This window comes from Limnobacter olei, assembly GCF_029087225.1.
Classification (GTDB): Bacteria; Pseudomonadota; Gammaproteobacteria; order Burkholderiales; family Burkholderiaceae_B; genus Limnobacter; species Limnobacter olei.
Genome location: NZ_JARFJD010000002.1, coordinates 96,551 through 118,538 on the forward strand (window position 1 = coordinate 96,551; position 21,988 = coordinate 118,538).

Genomic DNA, 21,988 nt, shown 5'->3' on the forward strand with positions numbered 1-21,988 from the left:
ACTTGGTAGCTGAAAAGGCCCGGTGTGAAAGCGCCGGGCTTTTTTTATTTGTACTTGGAATCGGTGTATTGTTTGCAGTCGGTTTACACCTTACATTCCAATCACATCATGTCAGCACCTGTCATATTCAGTACTTTCATCACCGCCAGTGGCCACAGTTTTGGCCACGCCGTTCTTAACAACCCCGCAGCCTTGAATGCGCTCACATTGCCAATGATCGACCTGCTCGATCCGCAGTTGAAAGCGTGGGCTGAAGACGATTCCATCGCAGGTGTGGTACTCAGTGCAGCCGGTGACAAGGCCTTTTGTGCAGGCGGTGATGTGGTGAGTTTGCACCACGCCAGCAAGCGTGTAGGGGCAGGCGTAGTACCGCCTGAAGCCGAGGCGTTTTTCGAACGTGAATATCGCTTGGACTACCGCATACACACCTACCCCAAACCCATTTTGTGTTGGGCACATGGCATTGTGATGGGTGGTGGCGTCGGTTTGATGGTAGGCGCATCGCATCGCGTGGTCAGCCCCAATGCACGCATTGCCATGCCGGAAATTCACATTGGTTTGTACCCGGATGTGGCAGGCACCTGGTTCTTGCATTGCATGCCCGAGCGCACGGGTTTGTTTCTGGCCCTGACCGGCGCAATCATCAATGCGGCTGATGCGTTGCTGGGCAAATGGGCCGATGCGGTGATAGAACATGCGCAGTTTTCAAATGTACTGCATGCCATTGAAAACACCAGCTGGCAGGGTGAGCTGAAATCGGACAGGGAAAAATTGTCTACCGTGCTAAGACAGTTTGAAGTGAACGCACCCACGCCTTTGTTACATACACACGCAAAAGAAATTGATGCCGTAATGAACCATGACAATCTGGCTGAAATCGACGTGTCCTTGCGCGCATTGCAACATAGCGAGGTGGCCTGGCTGGCCAAAGCAGCACACGCATATGCAAACGGCTCCCCTACTTCGGCTGTATTATCTTATGAATTGATGAAACGCCATGCGGGCGCAGACTTGGCTGATGTATTGCGGCTGGAGTATCAGGCTTCCGTGGGCTGCTGCGTACATCCAGACTTTCCGGAAGGTGTACGTGCATTGCTGGTGGACAAAGACAAATCACCAAAATGGAACCCAAGCAAGTTAAGTGAGGTGAGTGCAGCAACAATTCACGACCTGTTAAAACCAAGATTTTTCGGGCTGCACCCCTTGAACGATTTGTCAATTTCCCTTTGAGGTCAATCTCGATTGACTTGATTTTTTAAATACCAAGTCCTATCATTGCGACACTCATTGGGGAGTAGCCTCTTTCCGCTTGGAAAGGCTTACGTCAACACACTTGGCCTAATATCTTATACAGGCTATGGCGTAAGCGGTTTTTGAACTTGGCAAGACCTTTGACTACACGGCTTCCAGATTGGCCTGGAGAAGCTGCGTGGTCATTCGGTTTTTCCAGGCCCAGGAACTTATGTCATGTCTTCGGCACTTCTCGTATCCACCGGTGTAATTGCACTCGCTGAAATTGGGGACAAAACCCAGCTTCTTGCATTTCTGTTGGCCACACGTTTCAAAAAACCAATTCCAATCATCATTGGCATTACCTTGGCCACACTGATCAATCACGGCCTGGCTGGCGTGGTGGGTAGCTGGATCACCGCCAATGTGGATTCATCTGTTCTGCGTTGGGTGCTTGGCGCGTCCTTCATCGCCATGGCAGTGTGGACACTCATTCCTGACAAAATCGAAGATGAAGAAACTCAGCTGGCTACCAAGCTGGGTGTGTTCGGTGCCACCTTCATCACCTTCTTTTTGGCGGAAATGGGCGACAAAACCCAAATCGCCACCGTGGCCATGTCAGCACACTACAACGATGTGCTTATGGTAGTTGCGGGTACTACATTGGGCATGCTGATTGCCGACGTGCCTGCGGTGTTTGCTGGCGACAAGCTGGCTGAAAAAATTCCAATGAAGCTGGTGCACCGAATAGCGGCTGCCATGTTTGCAGCACTGGGTGCGGCCACCCTCTTTGACGTTGGGGCAGGATTTGGGCTTTAATTTTGAGTGAATCAATCCATTCACAAAAAAACATGTAACAAGCATATATTGACCCAACCAAGGCACAACGATGAGCCATGCGCACATTTCATCACTGTCGATCTGGCGAGATCGTTTTATCTACATGTCCCCCTACTTTTTGGTCGGCTCTGTGCGGCTTTTCTGAAAGCCGCTTGGGGTGCAGGGTTGAATGCCGACTGGGCCATCGCCTATCGCAACGCCCTGCAAATTGACCCCCAACAGAGTGGCTACGTTACCGAAACTGCCAGTGAAAGTAATTGACCGAATGTGGCACGGTGGATTCACAACCGTGCAGAAATAATCCGGTGCCTAAGCCCTGATACGAGATTCAATTACACCGTGTCGCCGTAGGCGCCAGTAAAAAGTCCCGGCCTGCAAAGCGGCTCTCGATGAAATCCAGAGCCTCGGGTGTAAAGCGCGAACCAGTTAGGTGTTCACCGGTCAGCGACCTGAGGTAAGTAACCGGTGTGCCTTTGGCGCACCAGGCATCCACTACTTTGTCCACGCCTTCCACTGGAATAACCTCGTCCAGAATTTCATGATAGAAAAACACTGGAATGCGCGGGTTGCCTGCCGCTTGCGGCAAGGAAATTGACTTTTCCAGTTCCAACATGTGCGGCTGGTTGTAAAAATCATCCACATTCACATACTTGCTGATGTTTCCACTGGCCCCTTCGCTGCCATCGGCCGGCACGCCCCCGCAGCCGTCCTTGATGGCCTTGGCCACACGCAAGCCTTCCGCATTCAGCTTGCCTTCAAACAGCTGGGGAAACTCCCGGTTAATCCCCACCAAAGCGCTGAACACAAGGCCAAAGAAGAATTGATCTTCAGCACCACGCGCCACACCCAGCAAGTCTGCAGGCGTGCCGCCGGACACCGCACCAATCAGGTTTAATTCATTGGCATACACTGGATGAAGTGCTGAGGCCCATGACGTGGCAATGGCGCCACCGGAATAACCCCACATCATGGTGGGCGCATTGCCTTGAAGCCCGAGTGGCTCAAAAGCCTGCGCAGCGCGAATTGCGTCCAACGTAACCTGCCCAGACAACTTACCCGCACCATAGGTGTGGTGAGGCCCTTCGAAATCCGGAAACACCATGGTCCAGCCCAATGCATTCAAACCAACACCATAGCTGCCGTAGTTGATCACCCCGTTGTCGGCATCGCTGTTGCCCGACAGGGTTTGAGACGGTGTACAACGCGCCCCCAAACCGTTGTAGGCAATTTGAAAAGCGACCAGTTTTGGCGATGCACTGGCGATAGTTGGTTTCACCACCGTGGCCATGCCCACAATGGGTTCGCCAGCTGAATTTCTGCTTGCAAACTTGATTTGCCAGGCTTCGTTGGGCAATTCTTGCCCGTTCAAGGTGAATGGCACCGGCCTTGAGTCCAAAATGCTGCCCGGCGCACGCTGCAATTCTTCCTCACTGGCGTGGTAAAAGGCATCGGGTTCCACATCGGGCGCGAAAGCCACATCGGCCTTGCTAAACTGCGCGGCCGATACGCGCGTGTTAGGTGCACCTTCCCCTCCACAGGCTGACAAACCAATCATTAAGCACATCAACAGGCTTGATCTGTAAAAAGTAGTCATGGCTTAGTCTCCCGATTCGCTATTTAAACTTTATTTACACTTACATAACTGTAAGTCCATTTGTTCATCTTATACTGAGGTGGTCCATTGCCGGATTCAACCTTGGAGAAAGAAATGCCCACAGCAATCGAAGGCCATCAACACGGGCGTGTGCCGCGTGAAGTGCGGGCAAAGCAACTGCTGGATGTGGCCGAGGTGGAGTTTTCCCGCCTGGGCTATCAGGCCACCTCGATTGATGCCATCGCGGAAGCAGCGGGCGTTACACGCCCAATGATCTACAACCTGTTCCAGTCCAAAGACGGCATTTACACCGCTTGCCTGAAAAGAGCGCGTGGCGCACTGGAAGCCCGAATACTGGAAGCGTTTTCTGGCAAGGCGGGTGTAAAAACAAAATTACACCGAGGCTTTGAAGCATATTTCTCGTTTCTGGAGGACTACCCATCCGCCTGGGCATTGCTGTACGGCGGCGGCAACGCTGTAAGCGGGCCCGCTGCACAAGAAATTTTGAGTCTGCGCTTCAACACCGTGCAAGTGATTGCTGCACTGCTGGCGAAAGAGCTAGGCAAACCAGTGAACGACGAATTGATTGTGTTGGCCCATACCATTTCTGGCGGAGCCGAACAGGTGGCCAAATTGTGGCGTGAACGGCCTGAGTTAAATTCAGGGAAGTTGGTGAAGCAGTTGACTCAGACCTTTTCCAGCAGCTTGTCCAGCTTGTGATCAAGCGGCAAACCGGTTGAGTTCAATACCCCGGCCAGCATTTCATAGTGACCAATCAGCATCAGCACCTCCAGCAACTTACGGGTACTGTAGTGCTTCTCAAGTTCTGCCCAGGTGCTGGCCGACACCATGCGCTCGTGATGGAACTCGTCACAGGCTTTCATCAGGGCTTTGATGCGGGGTTCAAAATTGGGTGCATCGGCACCCAGGGTAACCTGCACAATGTCCGCTTCCGAAAGTGCCGTGCGCAAACCAATGTCCACATGCTGGCCCCACTCGTATCGGCATCTGCAATTCCAGCCCACGCGTAAAATGACAAGCTCGGTGTCGCGGCGGTCAATTTCACCATAGGGCATCATGCGTGCGGCAAACCCCAGCCACGCTTTGAACAACCTGAAATTGCGCAACAGCATCATGAAGAGGTTGGACGCGTCCAGCTTGCCCACCGCATTAATAATGTGAATAGTTGTGCGTGCAAACAGGCTCATTTCCGCTGGCTTCAAGGGGCTAACACGGACACGCTCAGCTTGGTGCCAGCCACCTTCGGGGGTCAAATTGCCAATTGCACTGCGGTGTTGTTCAATCATTGGCTTGTCTCCTTGATTTTATTATTGATCCTGATGCATCATAAATTGACTCAATGCAAACAACCAGCACTGTAGGAAAGCGATTCGGAAAGTCGATTTAAACGCTTGAATAAAGGCGAATCCACCCTCTTATCAACCAACCACATCCACGCCATCCCACCTATTCTATTTGAACAGTTAAATTACGAAGCCAGCATAAGTAACACAACCTAATCGCACGGCTTCGGGTTCGGCCAGACATGTTTCTACATACATTCAGATTATTGCTCTTGCTGCTGTGTTCCTCTGTATGGGCAGGCCAGCCCGACTCGCCTTTTTCACCAGAAGAAGAGCAATGGCGTGCCAAACACGCCACCGTGAAACTCTGCTATTCGAATGATTTTCCTCCCAACCTGTTCCTGGACAAGAAAGGCAAACCTGCAGGCTATATTCCGGAGCTTTATGCACTGCTGGGCGAGAAACTGGGTATTGAGTTTAAGTTTGAAATCAGCCCTTGGCCTGAAGCTGTAGACAATGCCAACCAACGGAAATGCGCAGGACTGGCTCTAGTACGCAAACTGGATCAATGGCGCAAAAACTTCGCTTTAAGCGATGAACTGTTTTATACCTACTCTTACCTGTATGCGCGCAGTGATCAGTCCCCAGCCATGAATACGCTACACGACCTTAAGGGTAAAAAACTGGCCTACCTTCGCGGTGAGATCGTGTCGGAGATGTTGATCAAAAAATATCCCGGCATCACTGGTGTGCCATTTGACAATGTTGAAAGCTCAATCACTGCCTTGGGTAAACGCGAGGTCGATGCAATTATCGGTACCACCGGCATCGACTTCAAACGCCAACAAAATCACGACTCAACATTCAAAATTGCTGCTGTGATTCCAGAGAGCAAAGCCGAGGTGGTGATTGCCATTCGCAAGGATTGGCCAGAGTTGATGGCACTACTCAATAAGGGACTGAGCCTGATTGCACCTGATGAGCTTCGCGCCCTGGAGGCACGATGGTTTTCTGTCGATCCTCAGGCGAGCCAAAAGGTTTTGAATATCAACTTGGACGTACAAGAAAAAAACTGGCTGTTAAATGCTCCGAAAATTAGAGTCAAATTAACAGACTTTCCGCCGTTCAGTATGACTACGCCTGAGCCCGCCGGGATCACGGTGGACTACTTGAACCTGATTGCTGAAAATACTGGCCTCGAAGTGGAATACATCACTGACTCGCTTAATCGCGATCAAGCACTTCTGGACATCATCGAAGAAAGGTCCAGGTATGATCTGATTCTGAACATCAACAAAAACTCAAAGCTTGCTCAAGCCACAAACGTGAGCAGTACAGTTGCTGCCATTCCCCTCGTCGTGATTACACGTCGAGAAAATGTTGACATCAATAGCATGCAATCGATGCAAGGAAAAACACTAACCTTGGTCAGAGGTGGGGCCCTTGCAGACCGCATCAGATCTGAACACCCCAACATCAACATTCTTTGGGTCGACAAAGTACTGGATGCACTGCAAGCCGTGTCAACGGGTCGCGCCGATGCATATATTGGTAATTTGATCGTGGCCAACTACTTGATGCGTGAGCAACACATCGACAACTTGATGGTGGTTGCGCCAGCCCCGTATGATGATCTGGAAATTGCTATCGCTGTTCGTAAAGACTGGACCGAGTTAAGCAACATCATCAACAAAGGCTTGGCCAGCATTACTCCGACGCAAAGAAATCAAATCAGCCAGAAATGGGGATCGGTCGAGTTCAAATCGCATGTGGACTATGGATTGCTGTGGAAAACAGGTGCAGCTGCCACTGCGATTCTTCTGTTGTTTTTAATGTGGAACCGCTCGCTGAGTCGCGAGATCAATCGACGGCTACAAATTGAAAATGAACTTCGACAAGCAAAAGAAACAGCGGACCAAGCCAATCGAGCGAAAGGTGAATTCTTGGCCAATATGAGTCATGAAATTCGTACACCCTTGAATTCGGTAATTGGGCTAGCCTACCTGCTTGAGAAAGACCCTCCGCCCGACGAACGAAAAGAACTAATCCAGAATATTCACATGGCAGGCAACAGCCTGCTGGGCATTGTGAACAATGTTCTGGATCTTGCGAAAATTGAAGCGGGTGAACTGGAAATGGAAAATAAACCCATCCAGTTAAAGTATCTATTCAAAGAAGTTGAGCAAATCATGCAAGCCTCGATCACAGCCAAAAAGCTGAAACTCAGTATTGCAGCGCTGCCCGCTGAGTGCCCAGACATTGTCATGGGCGACATTACCCGCGTTCGTCAAATCCTGATTAACTTGATCGGTAATGCAATCAAGTTCACTGAGAAGGGATCGATCACTGTGCACGCACTTGCCATTGAACCCACTGCCTCCAACTCGATTCGATTAAAACTTGTCGTGCAAGACACGGGCATCGGAATTGCTGCCGATGTACTTCCCAAACTATTCTCACCTTTCACACAGGCTGACAGCAGCACCACAAGGCAATTTGGCGGAACGGGCCTTGGATTGACAATCGTCAAGCAACTGGCAGAAAAAATGGACGGACTTGTCTCTGTTGAAAGTGAGCTCGGTGTAGGAACACGATTCACTGTTGAAGTGCAGTTCCGCAAACCAAGCGAAGAGGACTTGAACTTGTATGCTCAAAGCCGACAAATTAAATCAGAGTCGCTTGAAGGGATCAAAGTACTGGTCGTTGATGACTATTTGCTGAACCTGAAGATCGCATACAAATTATTACAACACCACGGCGCCACAGTGTTCACCGCGTCCAACGGACAAGAGGCACTGGATTGGCTGCAAGACCGGGCTAATCATGTAGATGTGGTACTGATGGATATTCAAATGCCCATCATGGACGGTAATACAGCTGTTGCCAAGCTGCGCGCAACCGGAAAGTTTGATACCCTGCCAGTAGTAGGCCTCACTGGTGGTGCCATGCTAAGCGAACGCGAAAAGTCGTTGCAAGCGGGCATGAACGACTACCTAACCAAACCATTGAATCCAGATCAAATGATCCGGGTTATTCGCCAGTTGGTGGACCAGGTGAGAAAAGGACAGACCAGTCACTCGACGATTCAGGAATGAGCAACTCGAACATATTCAAAGACAGAGACATCGAATCTATCCTAATCACCGACACTGAGCTTAGCGTTTGGAATAGCACCCCGCAATTTGTGGGCAAGTTAACGGTGCAGCCTAAACATCTCGACGAATTCGAGCACACCAACAACACCATTTACCTGGCATGGATGCAAGCCATCGCAGCTTTGCACTCAGCTCAACTCGGCCTGACATTTCAAGACTTTGTAGAGCTTGGCTATGGCTGCGTGGCACGCCAACACCATATGGAATATAAGCGCCCCACCTTCGCCGGAGATACCCTTTGGATTGCCACCTGGATCAGCCACAACGAAGGCAAAGCCGATATGATTCGCCAGTACCAGTTTGTGCGCGAAAGCGACCACGTCACCGTGATGCAAGGGCACACTCAATGGGTTTGTATCGACATGAAAACGGGTCGACCCAAAAAGCAACCGAGCCGGTTTCTGGAATGTTACAAACCAGTGAGCGCCGGAACGCTTTAAGTTTTCCGCAGAAACCTTAACGAGTCGCCGCCGTGCGTTGAAGCATTAAATCCGCGATTTGCATGGCGCCGCCCGGAGTTTGATCAAATCGAATTTCCACTGCCCTCAAACTTCGCAAGTTAATTCCACTCACCACGCTCAAAGGAAAATCCACTGCATTCAGCAGGGTTTTTCTTGAACCTCCACCCTCTGGATTACCGGGTGGGTTGTAAAGCGAACTGGTGTAATCACTTGCTTTCAAGTTGAAAGTTTTTCCGTCACTGTCCTCCAACACCAAAGTGAAATTTTGATCCTGACTCTGATCGGAATTCAATGTACTCACGGCCACACGCAGACTGATTAAATCAAACTGACTCGCATCTTGCGCAGGAAAAACATTCCGTATTCTGGCTGGAGAATTCCATGCCACGGCCAGTTGGGGTGTAATCGAGAATGTGGTGGCCGATGGACACCCCACCCCTTCAATATCCGGGTCGCAAATTTCGAATGTAGTCAAACCCTGCTGACTGACCACACCACCCAGACTATTGACGGTAAGCGCACTCTGCGTACCGAATGTATTGATCAACACACGGTCGCTTGCTTTGGGCGTTAAACTTAAATGGTGGCGAAACTCGCAAGGACCAACGCCATCCGGGCAAGCCTCGTTCAGCACAGTGGCCCTTCCATTCCAATAGTGTGCAAATGCCTGTTCCCCACCCACAAAATACCGGAAAAAGCTGGCCATGAAGAACTGCCCCAAGGCACGCTGCTCTTCAGGCGTATCGCGTTGATTCGACGCTGCATTGGTGCCGCAAAACGGGTCATCTCCACCAGGGTTCGTGATGGTCCAATCGTCGCTGGTCCATACGGTATTGAAATAATTGTGGTTGCTACCCATGGTCAAAATCTGAAACTTGGCAGCTTGATCGTCCGCTTTGAAATAACGCGAGTCGTCGTACACAAACGCGCCTTGTACGTCTTCAACATCACCGTCGCAGTAGGGAAGCAAGGTAGCGTACGCTGAACTGTCGACTACGTCCAGGTTGTAATCTGTGGGGGCAAGCCCAAAGGTTGCAATTACTTTGTGCGGACGTGCTTGCTCGCGATTGTAGGTCACATACTTGGCCACCCCGTCACCCCCGCGTGAGTGTCCCATCGTACCAATGCGGTTCATGTCCAACTTACCTTTCAGAAAACCCAGGTTAGAACCCGCAGTTTGAGGTGTGGCTGGCGCACCGGTCTCAGTAATATCCCGAAATGCGTCCAGATGCGCCTGGATCAATTGTGCTCGCGCATTTGCACCTGCGTCGCCACTGGCGGGTGAACCGTCGTTGTCATTGATGTCGTTCGCATCAATTGAAATGACTGCATAGCCATGGCTGGCCAAATGTTCTACCAAATACTGATAGCCCCTGTAACTGTCGGCCGGGCCCAAAACACCATTGACATTGGGGCATGTGTCGTCGTCAGCAATCAGAACAGGAAGTTGTCCAATGTCTGTTTCACAAGTTTGATGCCTCCCGTGCATCAACACCACCACGGGCATGATGCCTGTGGCATTTGAATCGATCGTGATGTAGCCGTGTACATCGCTTTCGTAGCTCGCGTTGCGCTTGGGATCGGTCACAGTAATTCTGCCGAAGCGGTAATCCACCTCCTGCAAATTGGCGCTGGGATTGTTTTGAAAGACGCTGGCGCTTTGAAGCACCAGTGGGCTTCTTGCTTGAGGAACCGTAATCGGCGGTGAATCGTCCCCGTTTTGTTCCTGAGGCCCAGTCCGTGCTGAATTGGCAGCGTCGTCTGATCCGCACGCCGAGACCATCAATGCGACAATCACCCCCAGGGTTAGAAAACGCATGCGATTGAAAAACATTGTTTGCATATCAGGCCCTTGCTGGAAGCAGATCAATGCTTTCGAGTACGCAAGGTGTATGCCATTTGGAAAGTTACGCGCAAGGTGTCAGCGTTGTTACAACAATCTCCCCCACAAAGAGGGGTAATCTCCTTCAATGCGAGGCGTCAACTTGGTGCAATTCACGAGCGCAATCAAACCAGAAACACAATACGGTGCACGCACTCCAGGGAACTCAAGCTGTCTCCTCAAGCTTGGTATAAAGCTGCAGTTCAATTTGCTCAAGCAGGAACTCAGAGTCACGCGCAATACCCGAGAAACGCCCCGAGCCCCAGGTGTGCAACCACGGCAAACCGAGAAAATAGACACCCGGTTCGCGGCTAACACCCCGGTAATGATTCGGGTAACCTTTGCCATTGAAGATCGGCAAATCGATCCAGTCAAACGAACTTTCAAAACCCACAGACCAAACAATTCCAGTGATTTTTTCAGCAATCAAATCAATACATGACCCTCCATCCTCAGGCGTCCACACAGGAACATATCGGGCCTCGTTGGGTGCCGAAATTCCATTCTCGGCAATGAAGCCATCAATCATGTTCTTGATGTTCTCGCTGCTCTGGTCCGCGTTGTCCAAATTCTTCGTGAGGTCATCTGCAAAATGCATCACACCATCCACACAATTGATCAAACGGCCATGAAGTTGCATGCCTTCCTTCGCCCGCACTCTCAGGTCAATGTCCCGGCCACCATCGCGACCTGTCACGTAATGATTGGCCTTGCCTCGGACCGCTTCCTTTTGGGGGTGCAACTCCACGGGCATGTCGTAGTGCCCCATGTCGGCCAGCCATTCCACAACATCGCGACCACGGTAGCGGCGCGCTACACGGGGAGCGCTGCCCACTGACAAGTGCACGTGTCGGCCTGCCAAATGAAAGTCTTCTGCAATTTGACAACCACTTTGGCCAGAGCCAATCACCAGAATATTGCCCTCTGAAAACTGAGCAGGATTCCGATATTCTGAAGAATGAATCTGTCGGATATGCGCAGGTACTTTTTCTGACACCCTTGGAATTCTTGGCTTGTGGTAGCCACCCACAGCCACTACCACCTGCTTCGCCGTCAATGTTCCGTGCGTGCTTTGAATTTCGAACAAGCCATCGCTTAACTTGCGCAGCTGTTTCACGGCGACACCTTCGAATACAGGTGGCTGAAACGACGCAGCAAATGCCTCAAGGTAAGCAACAATGTCCGCTTTTTTCATGAAGCCTTTTGGTTCAGGCCCAGCATACGGAAAGCCAGGTAAATTGCATTGCCAGTTTGGGGTTACCAAACAAAAGCTGTCCCATCGCTGATTGCGCCAGCTGTGCCCGATCTGGCTTCTTTCCAGAACAACATGATCAATCTCTTTGCGAGTCAAGTGATAACTCATCGAGAGCCCAGCCTGGCCACCGCCGATTACAACAACGGAATAATGATCTTTCAATTTACCTGGTTCAGCACTCACATTCTTCTCCCTCAATCCATTCGGATGACTTGCACCACAGCCGCTTCCCAACCCTGAAAATCAGTTGCCTTGGCGAGGATAATTTCCAGCTGATCAATGGCCGCCGAGCAGGCAAACCCATATTTTTCCCGCACACGCTCGCTGGCCGCACTCAACCCCAGTTCAGAAATTTTCAAAAACTCGGGCAAGGACACACGCTGCCCCTCATGCAAGAAATTTCGAATCACCGTGGAAGGCGACTGGCACTTCATCACCGTAGCATCTGGCCACATCACATCAAATCGAACCACAGGCATGCGCCTCTCCCACCACATCAGTTGCGTGATTCAACTGGCTGCAACCCAACAGTGGTGTACCAGAAAAATCCCACAACAGTTCCCGCTCGCTTTCATGATTTACCCAAACCATGGAGCCCTCAATCACATGCCCCACGGATTCGCAACGCAAATCCCTGCTTCCAAAAAGTTGCTTCATCCGCTCCACACAAGTCGGTGGCACACTGAACACAAAACCAAAACTGGGGAAGGTTTGCATCCAGCGTTCTACAGAGACTTCCTGTGGGCGTGGAAATGCAGCTGGCCAAATTTCAGCACCGCATGCAGAACATTCCAGCATCATCAATGTGGTGCCCAAAGCACCCGCCATACTGATGTCTTTACAGGCCACCGCCAAACCACCTTCGGCCACCTGTGGCAACAGGTCCAGATCTGCCCGCAAGCGTTCCGCTGGCGAGTCTGTACTGGCATTCCAGTTGTTTCCAGCACCGTGGTAACTGCCTCTCAAATCAATCACACTCATCAACACATCGCCGGGCTTGGCATCAAAACTGCTCAACACGGCGTTTGCTGAACCAATAATTGACACAGCCAGTTGAGCTTGTTTATTTCTGGCGTTGGTGTGCCCGCCAACAATGGGCACCCTGTATCGGGCCGATGCTGCCGCCATGCCTTGGAGAATTCTTTGCAGCTGCCATGAATCAGCAGTCCACACTGCATCCACAACCGCCGTGGCGCGCCCACCCATTGCGGCGATGTCACTGACATTCACCATCACGCCGCAATAGCCTGCAAACCAGGGGTCCTCCTGAACAAACTCGTTCATGAAGCCTTCAATGGCAAACAGAAGAAAAGAACCATCCGCCGACTTCAACACGGCACAGTCATCTCCCACCCGGCATGAAGAATCGCAAGGTTGTGCGCTCGCCAATTCATCCATTGCAATCGCAATGTCTTTTTTATGCGCAAGCCCCTTGCTTTCCTGAATGCTGTGTACCAGTGTTTGTAGCCAACTCATACGCGCCTCTCAATCGGTACTTTGCTTGATGATTGCTTGAGCAGGTGAATAAATCCTCGGCCTGGGTCGTGCTCTACCGGGTACATGTCAAGGTTGGCCTGCATGAACATGTGCTGCACACCGTGCACACTTGCCTCACCCAAAGCCTGCCAACCCAACCTCTGAAACAAACCCACATTTGGCAGTTGAACATTCGCATAAAAGGCAGTGCACCCTTGCGCGCGTGCACTACTCACCGCGATGGCAATCAGCGCTTTGCCAAGGCCTTTGACTGATCGATAAGCCTGATCCACAGCAAGGCGCGAGCCCACCCACACACCCGGAGCCTGCTCATGAATTCGTACGGTGCCCACCACAGCATCGGGAATACCCAGCAAACCGATGGTGGCCACCAGGGTATAAGCGCTGCTGTCAAACACATCATGGTCACTGGTCTGGAAAATGCCTTGCTCAACCACAAAAACATCGTTGCGCAATTTCTGCGCCTCGCGTAACGCCCAGTCATCTACAGCCAATTTGATGTGGCACTCACTGTGCGCAAATTCCTCAACATTCATTTCGGTAATAAACATGGCATCACCTCACTCACAGGCTCAGGCTTCAAAAGTTTTCAGCGTTGAACACGCACCACATTTTCCGCAGCCGGCTTTCATGTCTTTGGACAAAAGGTCGGCTTCCCGCAACATCTGGCCAACGGGTTGAAGCACCTCCCGCATGAATTGGGAACTCGGAACCGGGTGGCTTTCCAAAGGAGTGCCACCAATTGGCACAAACGGAACCACAAAGGGATAAACCCCGCGCAATATCAGTTCGCGACACATGTCGATAATTTCAACCTGTGAATCGCCCAGCCCAGCGATAATGTAAGTGCTCACCTGCCCGCGACCAAACACCTTTACCGCTGCATCAAATGCCTGCATGTAGTAACTCACCGGCACTGTGGCCTTGCCTGGCATCATTGCTTGCCGCGCTGCATCTGAAATCACTTCTAGGTGCATGCCCAAAGTGTCGGCACCGCTTCGCTTCAATTCGTCAAACCATTCAAAGCGGTCTGGTGGTTCAATTTGTACTTGAATCGGCAAATCCACCGCAGCTTTCACCGCCAATACACTTTCAACCATGATTGCTGCGCCCCGGTCAGGTGTAGCTGGTGTGCCAGTGGTCATTACCATTTGCTTCACACCGTCCAGCTCGACAGCAGCCTTCGCCACTTCAGCCAGTTGCGGTGGGGTTTTTCGCTCAATGGTTCGGCCTGCCGCCAAGGATTGGCCAATCGAGCAAAACTTGCATGTTTTATTTCTGCTTTGATAGCGAATGCAGGTTTGCAGCACGGTGGTGGCCAACACATCACTGCTGTGCAGTGTGGCAATTTGCTCGTAAGGAATGCCCTCTGCGGTTTTCAGGCCATAGAACTTCGGTTGCTTTGGAAAATCAATCACAGCAATTGGAATTCCGTTTTTGCGAAGTTCGCTTTTCCCGTTGGCATCGGGCTTGCTGGCCATGAAAGGAGAGTCCCATGCCGTATGCGTGTGAACAGGAATCATCACGGTTTGCCCATCCACCACAACCGCTTTGTGATCGGAAGGACCAGCACCACCACGCCGGCTTTGAACCCCCACAGACGGGTCCTCCAGCCTCAAGCCATAGGTTTGAAGATCAGTACTCAGCATGCTGCACTCCCGAAATTCTTCTCATGGGACTTGAAGCCTCATCCCTAACCAACAAGCTCAACAACTCGGGCCGCGCATAGTGACCAACTGAATCCATCATCCGCTTGCGCTTCGTGATCAGTGCCATGTCAAGATCTGCCACGACCAATCCTTCACCCTCGGTTAGAGGCTCGCCCAGCAACTTGCCTTCAGGGCTTACAATCGCGGTGAAGCAACCACCGCGCAGACCTTTTTGCAAAGTGTTGTCTTGCGAAATACTTTGAACCTGTTCTTCGGAAAGCCAGGCAGTGCTGTTGATCACAAAGCAGCCCGACTCCAGCGCGTGGTGGCGAATCGTCACCTCCATTTGATCGGCGAATACCTGCCCCACCAAAGAACCAGGAAACTGGGCGCAGTGAATTTCCTCGTGCTGGGCCATCAAACAATACCTGGCCAAAGGGTTGTAGTGCTCCCAACAGGCCAGCGCACCCACACGCCCTGCACTCGTCTTCACCACTTTCAAACCCGATGCATCGCCCTGCCCCCACACCATTCGCTCGTGGTAGGTTGGTGTAATTTTTCGGCGCTTCAAGCGTATTTCGCCATTGCCGTCAAAAATAATTTGCGCGTTGTACAGCGAGCCATGGTCCCGCTCATTCACACCCAAAACAACCACCATGTTGTACTGGGCAGCCAAAGCCGATATCGCCTCAGTCTCTGCACCGGGCACCGTCACCGCATAGTCGTAAAGCCGCAGATGATCCTTGCCTTGCTGAACAGGCGGCGACACAAAAGAAAAGTAGGGGTAGTAAGGCACAAAGGTTTCCGGGAACACGATAATTTGTACGCCTTTGGCTGCTGCCTCCTCCATGGTTTGACAAACCCTTTGGATGGTTTGGGCAGGGTCCTGAAGATCAGGTGCGATCTGCGCCGCTGCTGCGCGAATTATTCTGGGCTGGGTCATGCACGTATACTCCACTTCGACTGCCATCAAGTGGGGGCGCCGGTGGGCGACCCCACTGCGCGTTTACAATGTCCAGGTGTCAATAATCACGGCACTGTCACGTTTGTGAATCAGCACCAGGTCCATCACATCCAGGGGATTGATGGGTCGTATTCCCTCAATCAGCGAAGGCTCTCCATGGCCATACAGCGCCTGCAACGCGAAACGGCACGCATACACTTTGCCGCCTTCACCCATGAATTTCTTGATTTGATTGTTGAAATTCAAATGACCAGGAAACGCCTCATTGCCCAAGGTGGGGAATCCACGCTGCACACCCAAAGTGACGCCGGGGCCATACAGCAAAACCGATGTATCGAAACCCTTGCGCTGCAATCGTGTAGCCTGCAACAGATTCACAAAACCAATCGAACCTTCAAACGCCACTGTGTGAAAAGTCACCAGCGCTTTTTGACCTGGCTCGGCCTTCACATCCTCAAATACTTTTTCTTCATAATCGACAAAATAATCGCCATCAACATGAGCGGGGTGATTTACTTTAGGCATTTCATGATCTCCAGAGTCATCAACAAATGGGCACCGTGAAAGTGAATTGCACTGTGCCGGCGCACGCTCACAGAGTCGCAATGCCTGTACCAATTCAAGCTCTCCAAATCCAATCAATGTGCAATCAAATCCATTTCATGCGACTCTCCAGCCAGTTTCATACTCAAACCTGACAGCTGACATGACCGCACAAGTCAGAAACATCGCACCTGAAAAGTGCAATGCACCGGGCGCGCAAGTTGCTTGCACCCCTTTGAAACCGACAGGCACAGCGAGTGAACATGCGAAGCAGATCAACTCTTTTGGAAGACTGGAACAAGGTGCTTTCCAGTTGCAACAAGCCTGCCTATCTGGCTATTGCCGAAGCGATTGAACTCGAAATACAACGGGGCGTGCTGAAGCTTGACGACCGGCTTCCACCCATTCGTGAACTGGCCAAAGGCTTGAATCTGGACTACACCACGGTTGCACGTGCCTATCAGGAAGCGCAGCACCGCGGCCTGATCACGTCCAAGGCAGGCGTAGGCAGCTACGTCCGGATAAGAAACTTAAACCAGCTTGAAGCAGAACCCACGCTGATCGAGATGACCATGAACATGGCTCCTGAACCACAAGAGCCCGAATTACTTGCGCGCATGCGCCACGGTGCACGGCATGTGACAGAGCAAGGAAACTTTCATCGGCTAACCCGGTATCAGGATTTCGGGGGAACTGAAGACGATCAACAGGCTGCTGCTGTCTGGTTAAACGGTGTCAGCCCACATCACAAGGGGCGCACGGTTCTGGTGACACCAGGCATTCAGGCCACACTGGCTGGCCTGATGAATGGCTTGGTCGGTGCAGGCAATACACTGTGTGCAGAAGCCATCACCTACCCTGGCGTGAAGGCCATGGCAGGCTTGCTGGGCATGCGCACATTGGGTATCCCCGGCGACGCCCAAGGTATTCTTCCAGATGCCCTTGAGGCACACTGCAGAATCAACAAAGTTCGGGCGCTGTATTTGAACCCGACAATTCAAAACCCGACCACGCGTACAATCAGCGAACCCCGCAGACGTGAACTGGTTGAGGTTGCCCGACGATTTGGTCTAAAAATCATTGAAGACGACCCCTACAGCAAACTGATGCGCAACCCGCCGACATCCCTGGCCAGCCTTGCGCCAGAATTGACGTACTACGTCAACGGATTGTCCAAAACCTGCAGTGCTGGCCTTCGGATTGCATTTCTGGTGTGCCCAACCGAACTCGAATCCAAACGCATTGCCTCCTCACTGCGCGCCACACAAATCATGGCTAGCCCAATGTGTTCAGCACTTGCTACACAATGGATTCTCGATGGCACAGCACAAATGTGTCTGGACAGCATTCGCCACATGAGTCAGCGAAGACAAATGATTGCAAAACGTATATTGGGGGACTTCAAAATCGAGTCCAACCCCGAGGGCTTTCACCTGTGGCTGAATCTGCCTTCGATGTGGAATCAATCTGCGTTTTGTGGGCGCCTGCTGAACCGCGGCATCGCGATTGCCAGCGCGGACATGTTTTGCCTGGAAGGTGCCACACCCAACGCGGTGCGGCTTTCCTTGGGTGGCAATTTAAGTGACGAGCGTCTGGAACACACGTTGAGAATCGTCGCTGAAACGCTCAACAGTCATCCGTCATCGAGCGCCCAGAACACCAATGAATTCACAGCCCGAGGTCACTAAGCCCTGGATGGTCGGCTGGTCGCGGGCCTTGCGGCCAGTGAAACAAACGATCCGATTCGTTGATCGGAATGTCGTTGATACTCGCGTGGCGCGCCTGCATCAAACCCCTTGAATCGAATTCCCAGTTTTCATTTCCGTAACTTCGAAACCACTTCCCGTCGGCGTCATGCCATTCATAGGCGAATCTCACCGCAATGCGATTGCCCGAACACGCCCACACTTCCTTGATTAATCTGTATCCATTTTCATGCGCCCATTTTCGGGCCAGGAAATCAACAATGGCCGCCCTGCCCTGAAATATTTCACTGCGATTGCGCCATTTGGAATCCTCTGTGTAGGCCATGGAAACTGCCACAGGGTCTCTGGTGTTCCAGGCATTCTCCGCAGCGCGGGCCTTTTTGGCTGCCGATTCAAGATCGAATGGGGGTAAGGGTGGTCTGGTGTCTGCGCTCATTTCCTGCTCCATATAAAGTTGATTGGCGGAGATGTGCAGGCAATAATTGAATGGTTTTAATTGGTATCTTTTTATTCGTTTCAATATACCTCAACTGGCCGTCGCAACCATCAAGGAGCAAAAATTTATGTGCGGACGCTATGTTCTGGAAGGCCCAGTTTCCCGTTTGACCGAATATTTCAACGCACGTTACACAGCCGATGAATCCATTTTTCAAAATAGTTATAACATCGCCCCAACCACACAAGTACCTGTGGTGCGGATCAACCGCGAAGGCGAACGGGTCATTTTGCTTCACACTTGGGGACTCATTCCCCACTGGACTGCAGACAAAACCATCAGCGCGAAACTCAACAATGCACGCGGTGAAACCGTGTATGAAAAGCCGTCATTTCGCACCGGCTTTAAAAAATACCGTTGCCTGATCCCTTCCACTGGCTATTACGAATGGCAAGCCGCAGAAGAAGGCAGCCAAGCTCGCAAACAGCCCTACTACATCTACCCCAGCGACATCGGAAAAAACAGGGTTGATTCTGAAGACCTGATCAAGACCATCAAACCGTGATGACACCTCAGCAAATCGGCTTTCAGCAGAATCATAAAACAAAACTCGGAGACACAACATGACCATTTGGTTCGACCTCGACAAGGTCACTGACGAATCGTTATTCGACACCGCCCCGCTTCGCTTCGAATATTCAATGCATCTGAACGCCACCGCCGACGAAGTTTCGGCACCGTGAAATAAACCCTATTGGCTCAATGCACCATCTCGATGAAGTTCATCGATTTGGTCATTCAGCGTACACCAATCGTAAATAACACCGATGCCGAACAGGCCTACGGTGAGTAGGTAGATCAGACCGGTAATCCACTTGCGTTGGTAAAACCGATGAATGCCGAACACACCCAAGAAAGTCAACAAAACCCAGGCAATGTTGTAGTTGATTGGACCAGTCAAAAAGCGTCGATCTGCGCTTTTGTCGATGCTGGGTATCAAGAACAGGTCTACGATCCAGCCAATCAAAAAAAGTCCAAGTGTGAAAAACCAGATGATGCCGGAGATGGGCCGCCCGTAATAAAAACGGTGTGCGCCCATGAAACCAAAAATCCAGAGAATGTATCCGATGACAATGCTGTGGCTGTTGTTGTTCTTCATATGTGTAGAACGCGAGATCATGTTTCAACCATCAAAACATAACACAAAGAATCAATTCTTCCGTGGTCCATTCTCACAGGCACCACTGAACTGAACAACTACACCCGCCTCCAAACCGTCACCTCACTCAGTGTGTATTGGTGCTTACGGCGGGTTTCTCGAATCACAAATGGCACGGCCCTCGGTGTGTCTACCAACGTGAAATCACCGTTCAAAATTTCCTTCAAGCCATCCAGTGTGCTGTAAGACTCACCGTCTTTCTTAAAGCCTCCAATCCACTCCTCGCGTTTGGTGTATTCCTCCAACCAGGTGTAAGGCGAAGCCAATACCAACAGACCGCCGGGATTTACCCGACTCGCCACCTCAGTCAGAAATCGGCGAGGCGCATACAGCCTGTCGATCAAATTGGCCGCCAATATGAGGTCAAAGCCGGTATAAATATCCTTCAAATTGCAAGCGTCACCTTGCCAAAACTCCACTCGCCCAGCGGTGTCAGCTAGGTCAAGAGTGTCAAGCCTGCGCTCGTAATAGCTCAGCAATTCGCCTTCGTCTGGCAAGGTGTAACGGATGGTGCCTGTCTCCTTAAGCCGAATGCCGACCTGAATCAACAGGGTCGAGAAATCAATTCCAAGTACCTTGTCAAACACGCGGGCCAACTCAAAGCTTGAGCGGCCAGTGGCGCAACCCAGGTCAAGCGCCTTGCCGAAGGCGCCGTTGCCATACTGCTGATGAGCCGTAATCGCCAAGTCAGCCATGGTTTTTGCGAAATTGGGCACCCCCAACGAAGCTTCGCCGTAATGGAATTCAGCGTACTGCGAAACCAGCGCGTCACTTTCATAAGTCGACAAAGGGTTGGTGGCCGGGGTGTCGGTCACCACATAACGAAAACCGGCGTGTTGGAAAAAGTGTTTCCGAAAGGCATAGCGTGAAGCGTGACGACTTTCATTGCCGCATGAAATCCAGCTGCCGCCCTTGATGATGTTGTGGCGATTGTCAAACGTGGGGCTTGTGAAATCATCGTAAATCGGGTGCACATCGAAACCGTCAAAAGGATAAGTGGGGGTTTCACACCACTGCCACACATTGCCCACCACATCGAACAAGTCTCCATGCGCAAATTGGTTTACCGGGCAGCTTGATGCCCAATAGTCCAAGTGCAAATTGGCGTTGGCCCGCGCGTGGGGTGATACATCTGCAAGCTGTGCATGGTCATAAATGCGGTTCCACTCATCCTCGGTTGGCAAACGCACTGACTGGCCTGTTTGCTCAGCTTTCCAACGGCAAAACGCCCGCGACTCGTGGTAGTTCGTTTCCACAGGCCAGTCCCAGGGCATGGGCACTTCTTCGGTAAGCAGTCTAAGTTTCCAAGATTCTTGCGCATCGGTATCACGCACCCAGAAAGTGGGGTGCATGGCCTTGGCAAACTCGTTCCAACTCGCGCCTTCTTCATCCCAATAGCGTGAATTGGCGTAACCACCCGCATTCACAAATTCCAAAAACTCACTGTTGCTGACCAAATATTGAGTAGTTTGAAACGCTGGCACATCGGCTTGGTGACGGCCATATTCATTGTCCCAGCCGTAAATCGGCTCACTCAACGCACGCCCCAACACCACGCGGCCTGGGGGAATATCAACCAGTTCATTTCTCGGTGCATCGCCGGTTTTTTGACATGGCTGCCAGGCAGGGTGTGGCTTCACATAGTGCAAGGCGTGTTGCCGCATCAGCACCGACGAGGTTTCCAAGTGAATGTGTTCATGCTCAATCCCCATTACCACCGCCCAAAATGGATCATTCCAGCCGATCGGCAGGGTAAACGGCGTGTGGCGAATCACCTGGTCAATCACCTCCCTAGCTTTGTTGCGGTAGGCCCTCACCTCCTCAACAGTGGGCCATTCATAGCGGGCATCGTCCAGATCGTCCCAACTCATTTCATCCACACCTACTGCGAACATGGATTCCAGGCGCGGATCAATTCGTTGATCGATCAGCCCCACCAACAAAAATTTATTAATAAAAAAAGTGGCCGTGTGGCCAAAATAAAAAATCAGTGGGTGGCGCAAGCTGATCGGCTTTTTGTAATAAGCCTCATCACAGCTCAACAATTCAAAAAGCGACTCATAGCGATCAAAACTCGCATGAAAGTATTGCAACAACTCGCCGCGCTTGGATTCAATGTCGCTACCCGCCAAACAGGGTGTGCGAAGAAAGTGCTCGCTTTGGGCGGGCATGTGTTGAAGTCGAGAATTCATTGGCGCAAACCTGCGAAGTTTTAAAGTTTGGATTCGTGAAACCGAAGTTTTGGCTTGCGGC

General features: G+C 51.4%; 20 protein-coding genes and 1 riboswitch. Of the genes, 7 read left to right on the forward strand and 13 right to left on the reverse strand.

The window, feature by feature from the left end; genetic code table 11:
• Positions 1–108 precede the first annotated feature (108 nt).
• Positions 109–1,230: an enoyl-CoA hydratase/isomerase family protein gene (locus tag PY990_RS00560; protein ID WP_275269944.1), complete on the forward strand. Its 1,122-nt coding sequence runs from the start codon at positions 109–111 to the stop codon at positions 1,228–1,230.
• A 47-nt stretch (positions 1,231–1,277) separates the two neighbouring features.
• Positions 1,278–1,462, forward strand: a riboswitch (yybP-ykoY riboswitch).
• A gap of 5 nt (positions 1,463–1,467) precedes the next feature.
• A complete protein-coding gene (locus PY990_RS00565; RefSeq protein WP_275269945.1) occupies positions 1,468–2,049 on the forward strand; it encodes a TMEM165/GDT1 family protein in 582 nt (193 codons plus the stop codon).
• A gap of 349 nt (positions 2,050–2,398) precedes the next feature.
• Here the strand turns inward: PY990_RS00565 and PY990_RS00570 are convergent, their stop codons facing one another.
• Complete coding sequence (locus tag PY990_RS00570) at positions 2,399–3,664, reverse strand: lipase family protein (RefSeq protein ID WP_275269946.1); 1,266 nt, start codon at positions 3,662–3,664, stop codon at positions 2,399–2,401.
• Between the two features lie 114 nt (positions 3,665–3,778).
• Between PY990_RS00570 and PY990_RS00575 the strand changes: the two genes are divergently transcribed.
• Positions 3,779–4,384 carry a TetR/AcrR family transcriptional regulator gene (locus PY990_RS00575; RefSeq protein WP_275269947.1) on the forward strand — a complete coding sequence of 202 codons (606 nt, stop codon included), beginning with the start codon at positions 3,779–3,781 and terminating at the stop codon, positions 4,382–4,384.
• Here PY990_RS00575 and PY990_RS00580 read toward each other — a convergent pair.
• Entirely contained in the window at positions 4,351–4,971 is a 621-nt protein-coding gene (locus tag PY990_RS00580; protein ID WP_275269948.1) for a carboxymuconolactone decarboxylase family protein, read from the reverse strand. The genes PY990_RS00575 and PY990_RS00580 overlap by 34 nt on opposite strands.
• Positions 4,972–5,210: 239 nt before the next feature.
• Here PY990_RS00580 and PY990_RS00585 point away from each other — a divergent pair, with 239 nt between their 5' ends.
• A complete protein-coding gene (locus tag PY990_RS00585; RefSeq protein ID WP_275269949.1) occupies positions 5,211–8,063 on the forward strand; it encodes a transporter substrate-binding domain-containing protein in 2,853 nt (950 codons plus the stop codon).
• Positions 8,060–8,563 carry an acyl-CoA thioesterase gene (locus tag PY990_RS00590; protein WP_275269950.1) on the forward strand — a complete coding sequence of 168 codons (504 nt, stop codon included), beginning with the start codon at positions 8,060–8,062 and terminating at the stop codon, positions 8,561–8,563. Before PY990_RS00585 ends, PY990_RS00590 begins: the two co-directional genes overlap by 4 nt.
• 16 nt (positions 8,564–8,579) lie before the next feature.
• On the opposite strand, the gene PY990_RS00595 is transcribed toward PY990_RS00590, so the two are convergent.
• From PY990_RS00595 to PY990_RS00630, 8 genes are all read right to left on the reverse strand, one after another.
• Positions 8,580–10,427 (reverse strand): alpha/beta hydrolase, encoded by a 1,848-nt coding sequence (locus PY990_RS00595; RefSeq protein WP_275269951.1) that lies wholly within the window; start codon positions 10,425–10,427, stop codon positions 8,580–8,582.
• 205 nt (positions 10,428–10,632) lie between these two features.
• Positions 10,633–11,904: an MSMEG_0569 family flavin-dependent oxidoreductase gene (locus PY990_RS00600; RefSeq protein WP_275269952.1), complete on the reverse strand. Its 1,272-nt coding sequence runs from the start codon at positions 11,902–11,904 to the stop codon at positions 10,633–10,635.
• An 11-nt stretch (positions 11,905–11,915) separates the two neighbouring features.
• Positions 11,916–12,200, reverse strand: a complete 285-nt coding sequence (locus PY990_RS00605; protein ID WP_275269953.1) for an MSMEG_0570 family nitrogen starvation response protein — start codon at positions 12,198–12,200, stop codon at positions 11,916–11,918.
• Complete coding sequence (locus PY990_RS00610) at positions 12,181–13,197, reverse strand: sll0787 family AIR synthase-like protein (protein WP_275269954.1); 1,017 nt, start codon at positions 13,195–13,197, stop codon at positions 12,181–12,183. The genes PY990_RS00605 and PY990_RS00610 overlap by 20 nt, the downstream gene beginning before the upstream one ends.
• A complete protein-coding gene (locus PY990_RS00615) occupies positions 13,194–13,769 on the reverse strand; it encodes an MSMEG_0567/Sll0786 family nitrogen starvation N-acetyltransferase (RefSeq protein WP_275269955.1) in 576 nt (191 codons plus the stop codon). Before PY990_RS00615 ends, PY990_RS00610 begins: the two co-directional genes overlap by 4 nt.
• Positions 13,770–13,790: 21 nt before the next feature.
• Complete coding sequence (locus PY990_RS00620; RefSeq protein WP_275269956.1) at positions 13,791–14,867, reverse strand: MSMEG_0568 family radical SAM protein; 1,077 nt, start codon at positions 14,865–14,867, stop codon at positions 13,791–13,793.
• Positions 14,854–15,810 (reverse strand): Nit6803 family nitrilase, encoded by a 957-nt coding sequence (locus PY990_RS00625; protein ID WP_275269957.1) that lies wholly within the window; start codon positions 15,808–15,810, stop codon positions 14,854–14,856. Before PY990_RS00625 ends, PY990_RS00620 begins: the two co-directional genes overlap by 14 nt.
• Positions 15,811–15,873: 63 nt before the next feature.
• The gene (locus PY990_RS00630) at positions 15,874–16,356 is read right to left on the reverse strand and encodes an MSMEG_0572/Sll0783 family nitrogen starvation response protein (protein ID WP_275269958.1); all 483 of its coding nucleotides are present in this window, start codon (positions 16,354–16,356) and stop codon (positions 15,874–15,876) included.
• A 281-nt stretch (positions 16,357–16,637) separates the two neighbouring features.
• On the opposite strand from PY990_RS00630, the gene PY990_RS00635 reads away from it, so the two are divergent.
• On the forward strand, positions 16,638–18,062 hold the full coding sequence (locus PY990_RS00635; RefSeq protein ID WP_275269959.1) for an aminotransferase-like domain-containing protein: 1,425 nt from the start codon (positions 16,638–16,640) through the stop codon (positions 18,060–18,062).
• Here PY990_RS00635 and PY990_RS00640 read toward each other — a convergent pair.
• A complete protein-coding gene (locus tag PY990_RS00640; RefSeq protein WP_275269960.1) occupies positions 18,043–18,516 on the reverse strand; it encodes a nuclear transport factor 2 family protein in 474 nt (157 codons plus the stop codon). The two genes, PY990_RS00635 and PY990_RS00640, sit on opposite strands and share 20 nt — an antisense overlap.
• A gap of 127 nt (positions 18,517–18,643) precedes the next feature.
• Here PY990_RS00640 and PY990_RS00645 point away from each other — a divergent pair, with 127 nt between their 5' ends.
• Positions 18,644–19,081 carry an SOS response-associated peptidase gene (locus PY990_RS00645; protein ID WP_275269961.1) on the forward strand — a complete coding sequence of 146 codons (438 nt, stop codon included), beginning with the start codon at positions 18,644–18,646 and terminating at the stop codon, positions 19,079–19,081.
• Positions 19,082–19,267: 186 nt separating this feature from the next.
• Here the strand turns inward: PY990_RS00645 and PY990_RS00650 are convergent, their stop codons facing one another.
• Positions 19,268–19,696: an NINE protein gene (locus PY990_RS00650; RefSeq protein ID WP_275269962.1), complete on the reverse strand. Its 429-nt coding sequence runs from the start codon at positions 19,694–19,696 to the stop codon at positions 19,268–19,270.
• 77 nt (positions 19,697–19,773) lie between these two features.
• The gene (gene ovoA / locus PY990_RS00655) at positions 19,774–21,927 is read right to left on the reverse strand and encodes a 5-histidylcysteine sulfoxide synthase (RefSeq protein ID WP_275269963.1); all 2,154 of its coding nucleotides are present in this window, start codon (positions 21,925–21,927) and stop codon (positions 19,774–19,776) included.
• Positions 21,928–21,988: the final 61 nt, after the last annotated feature.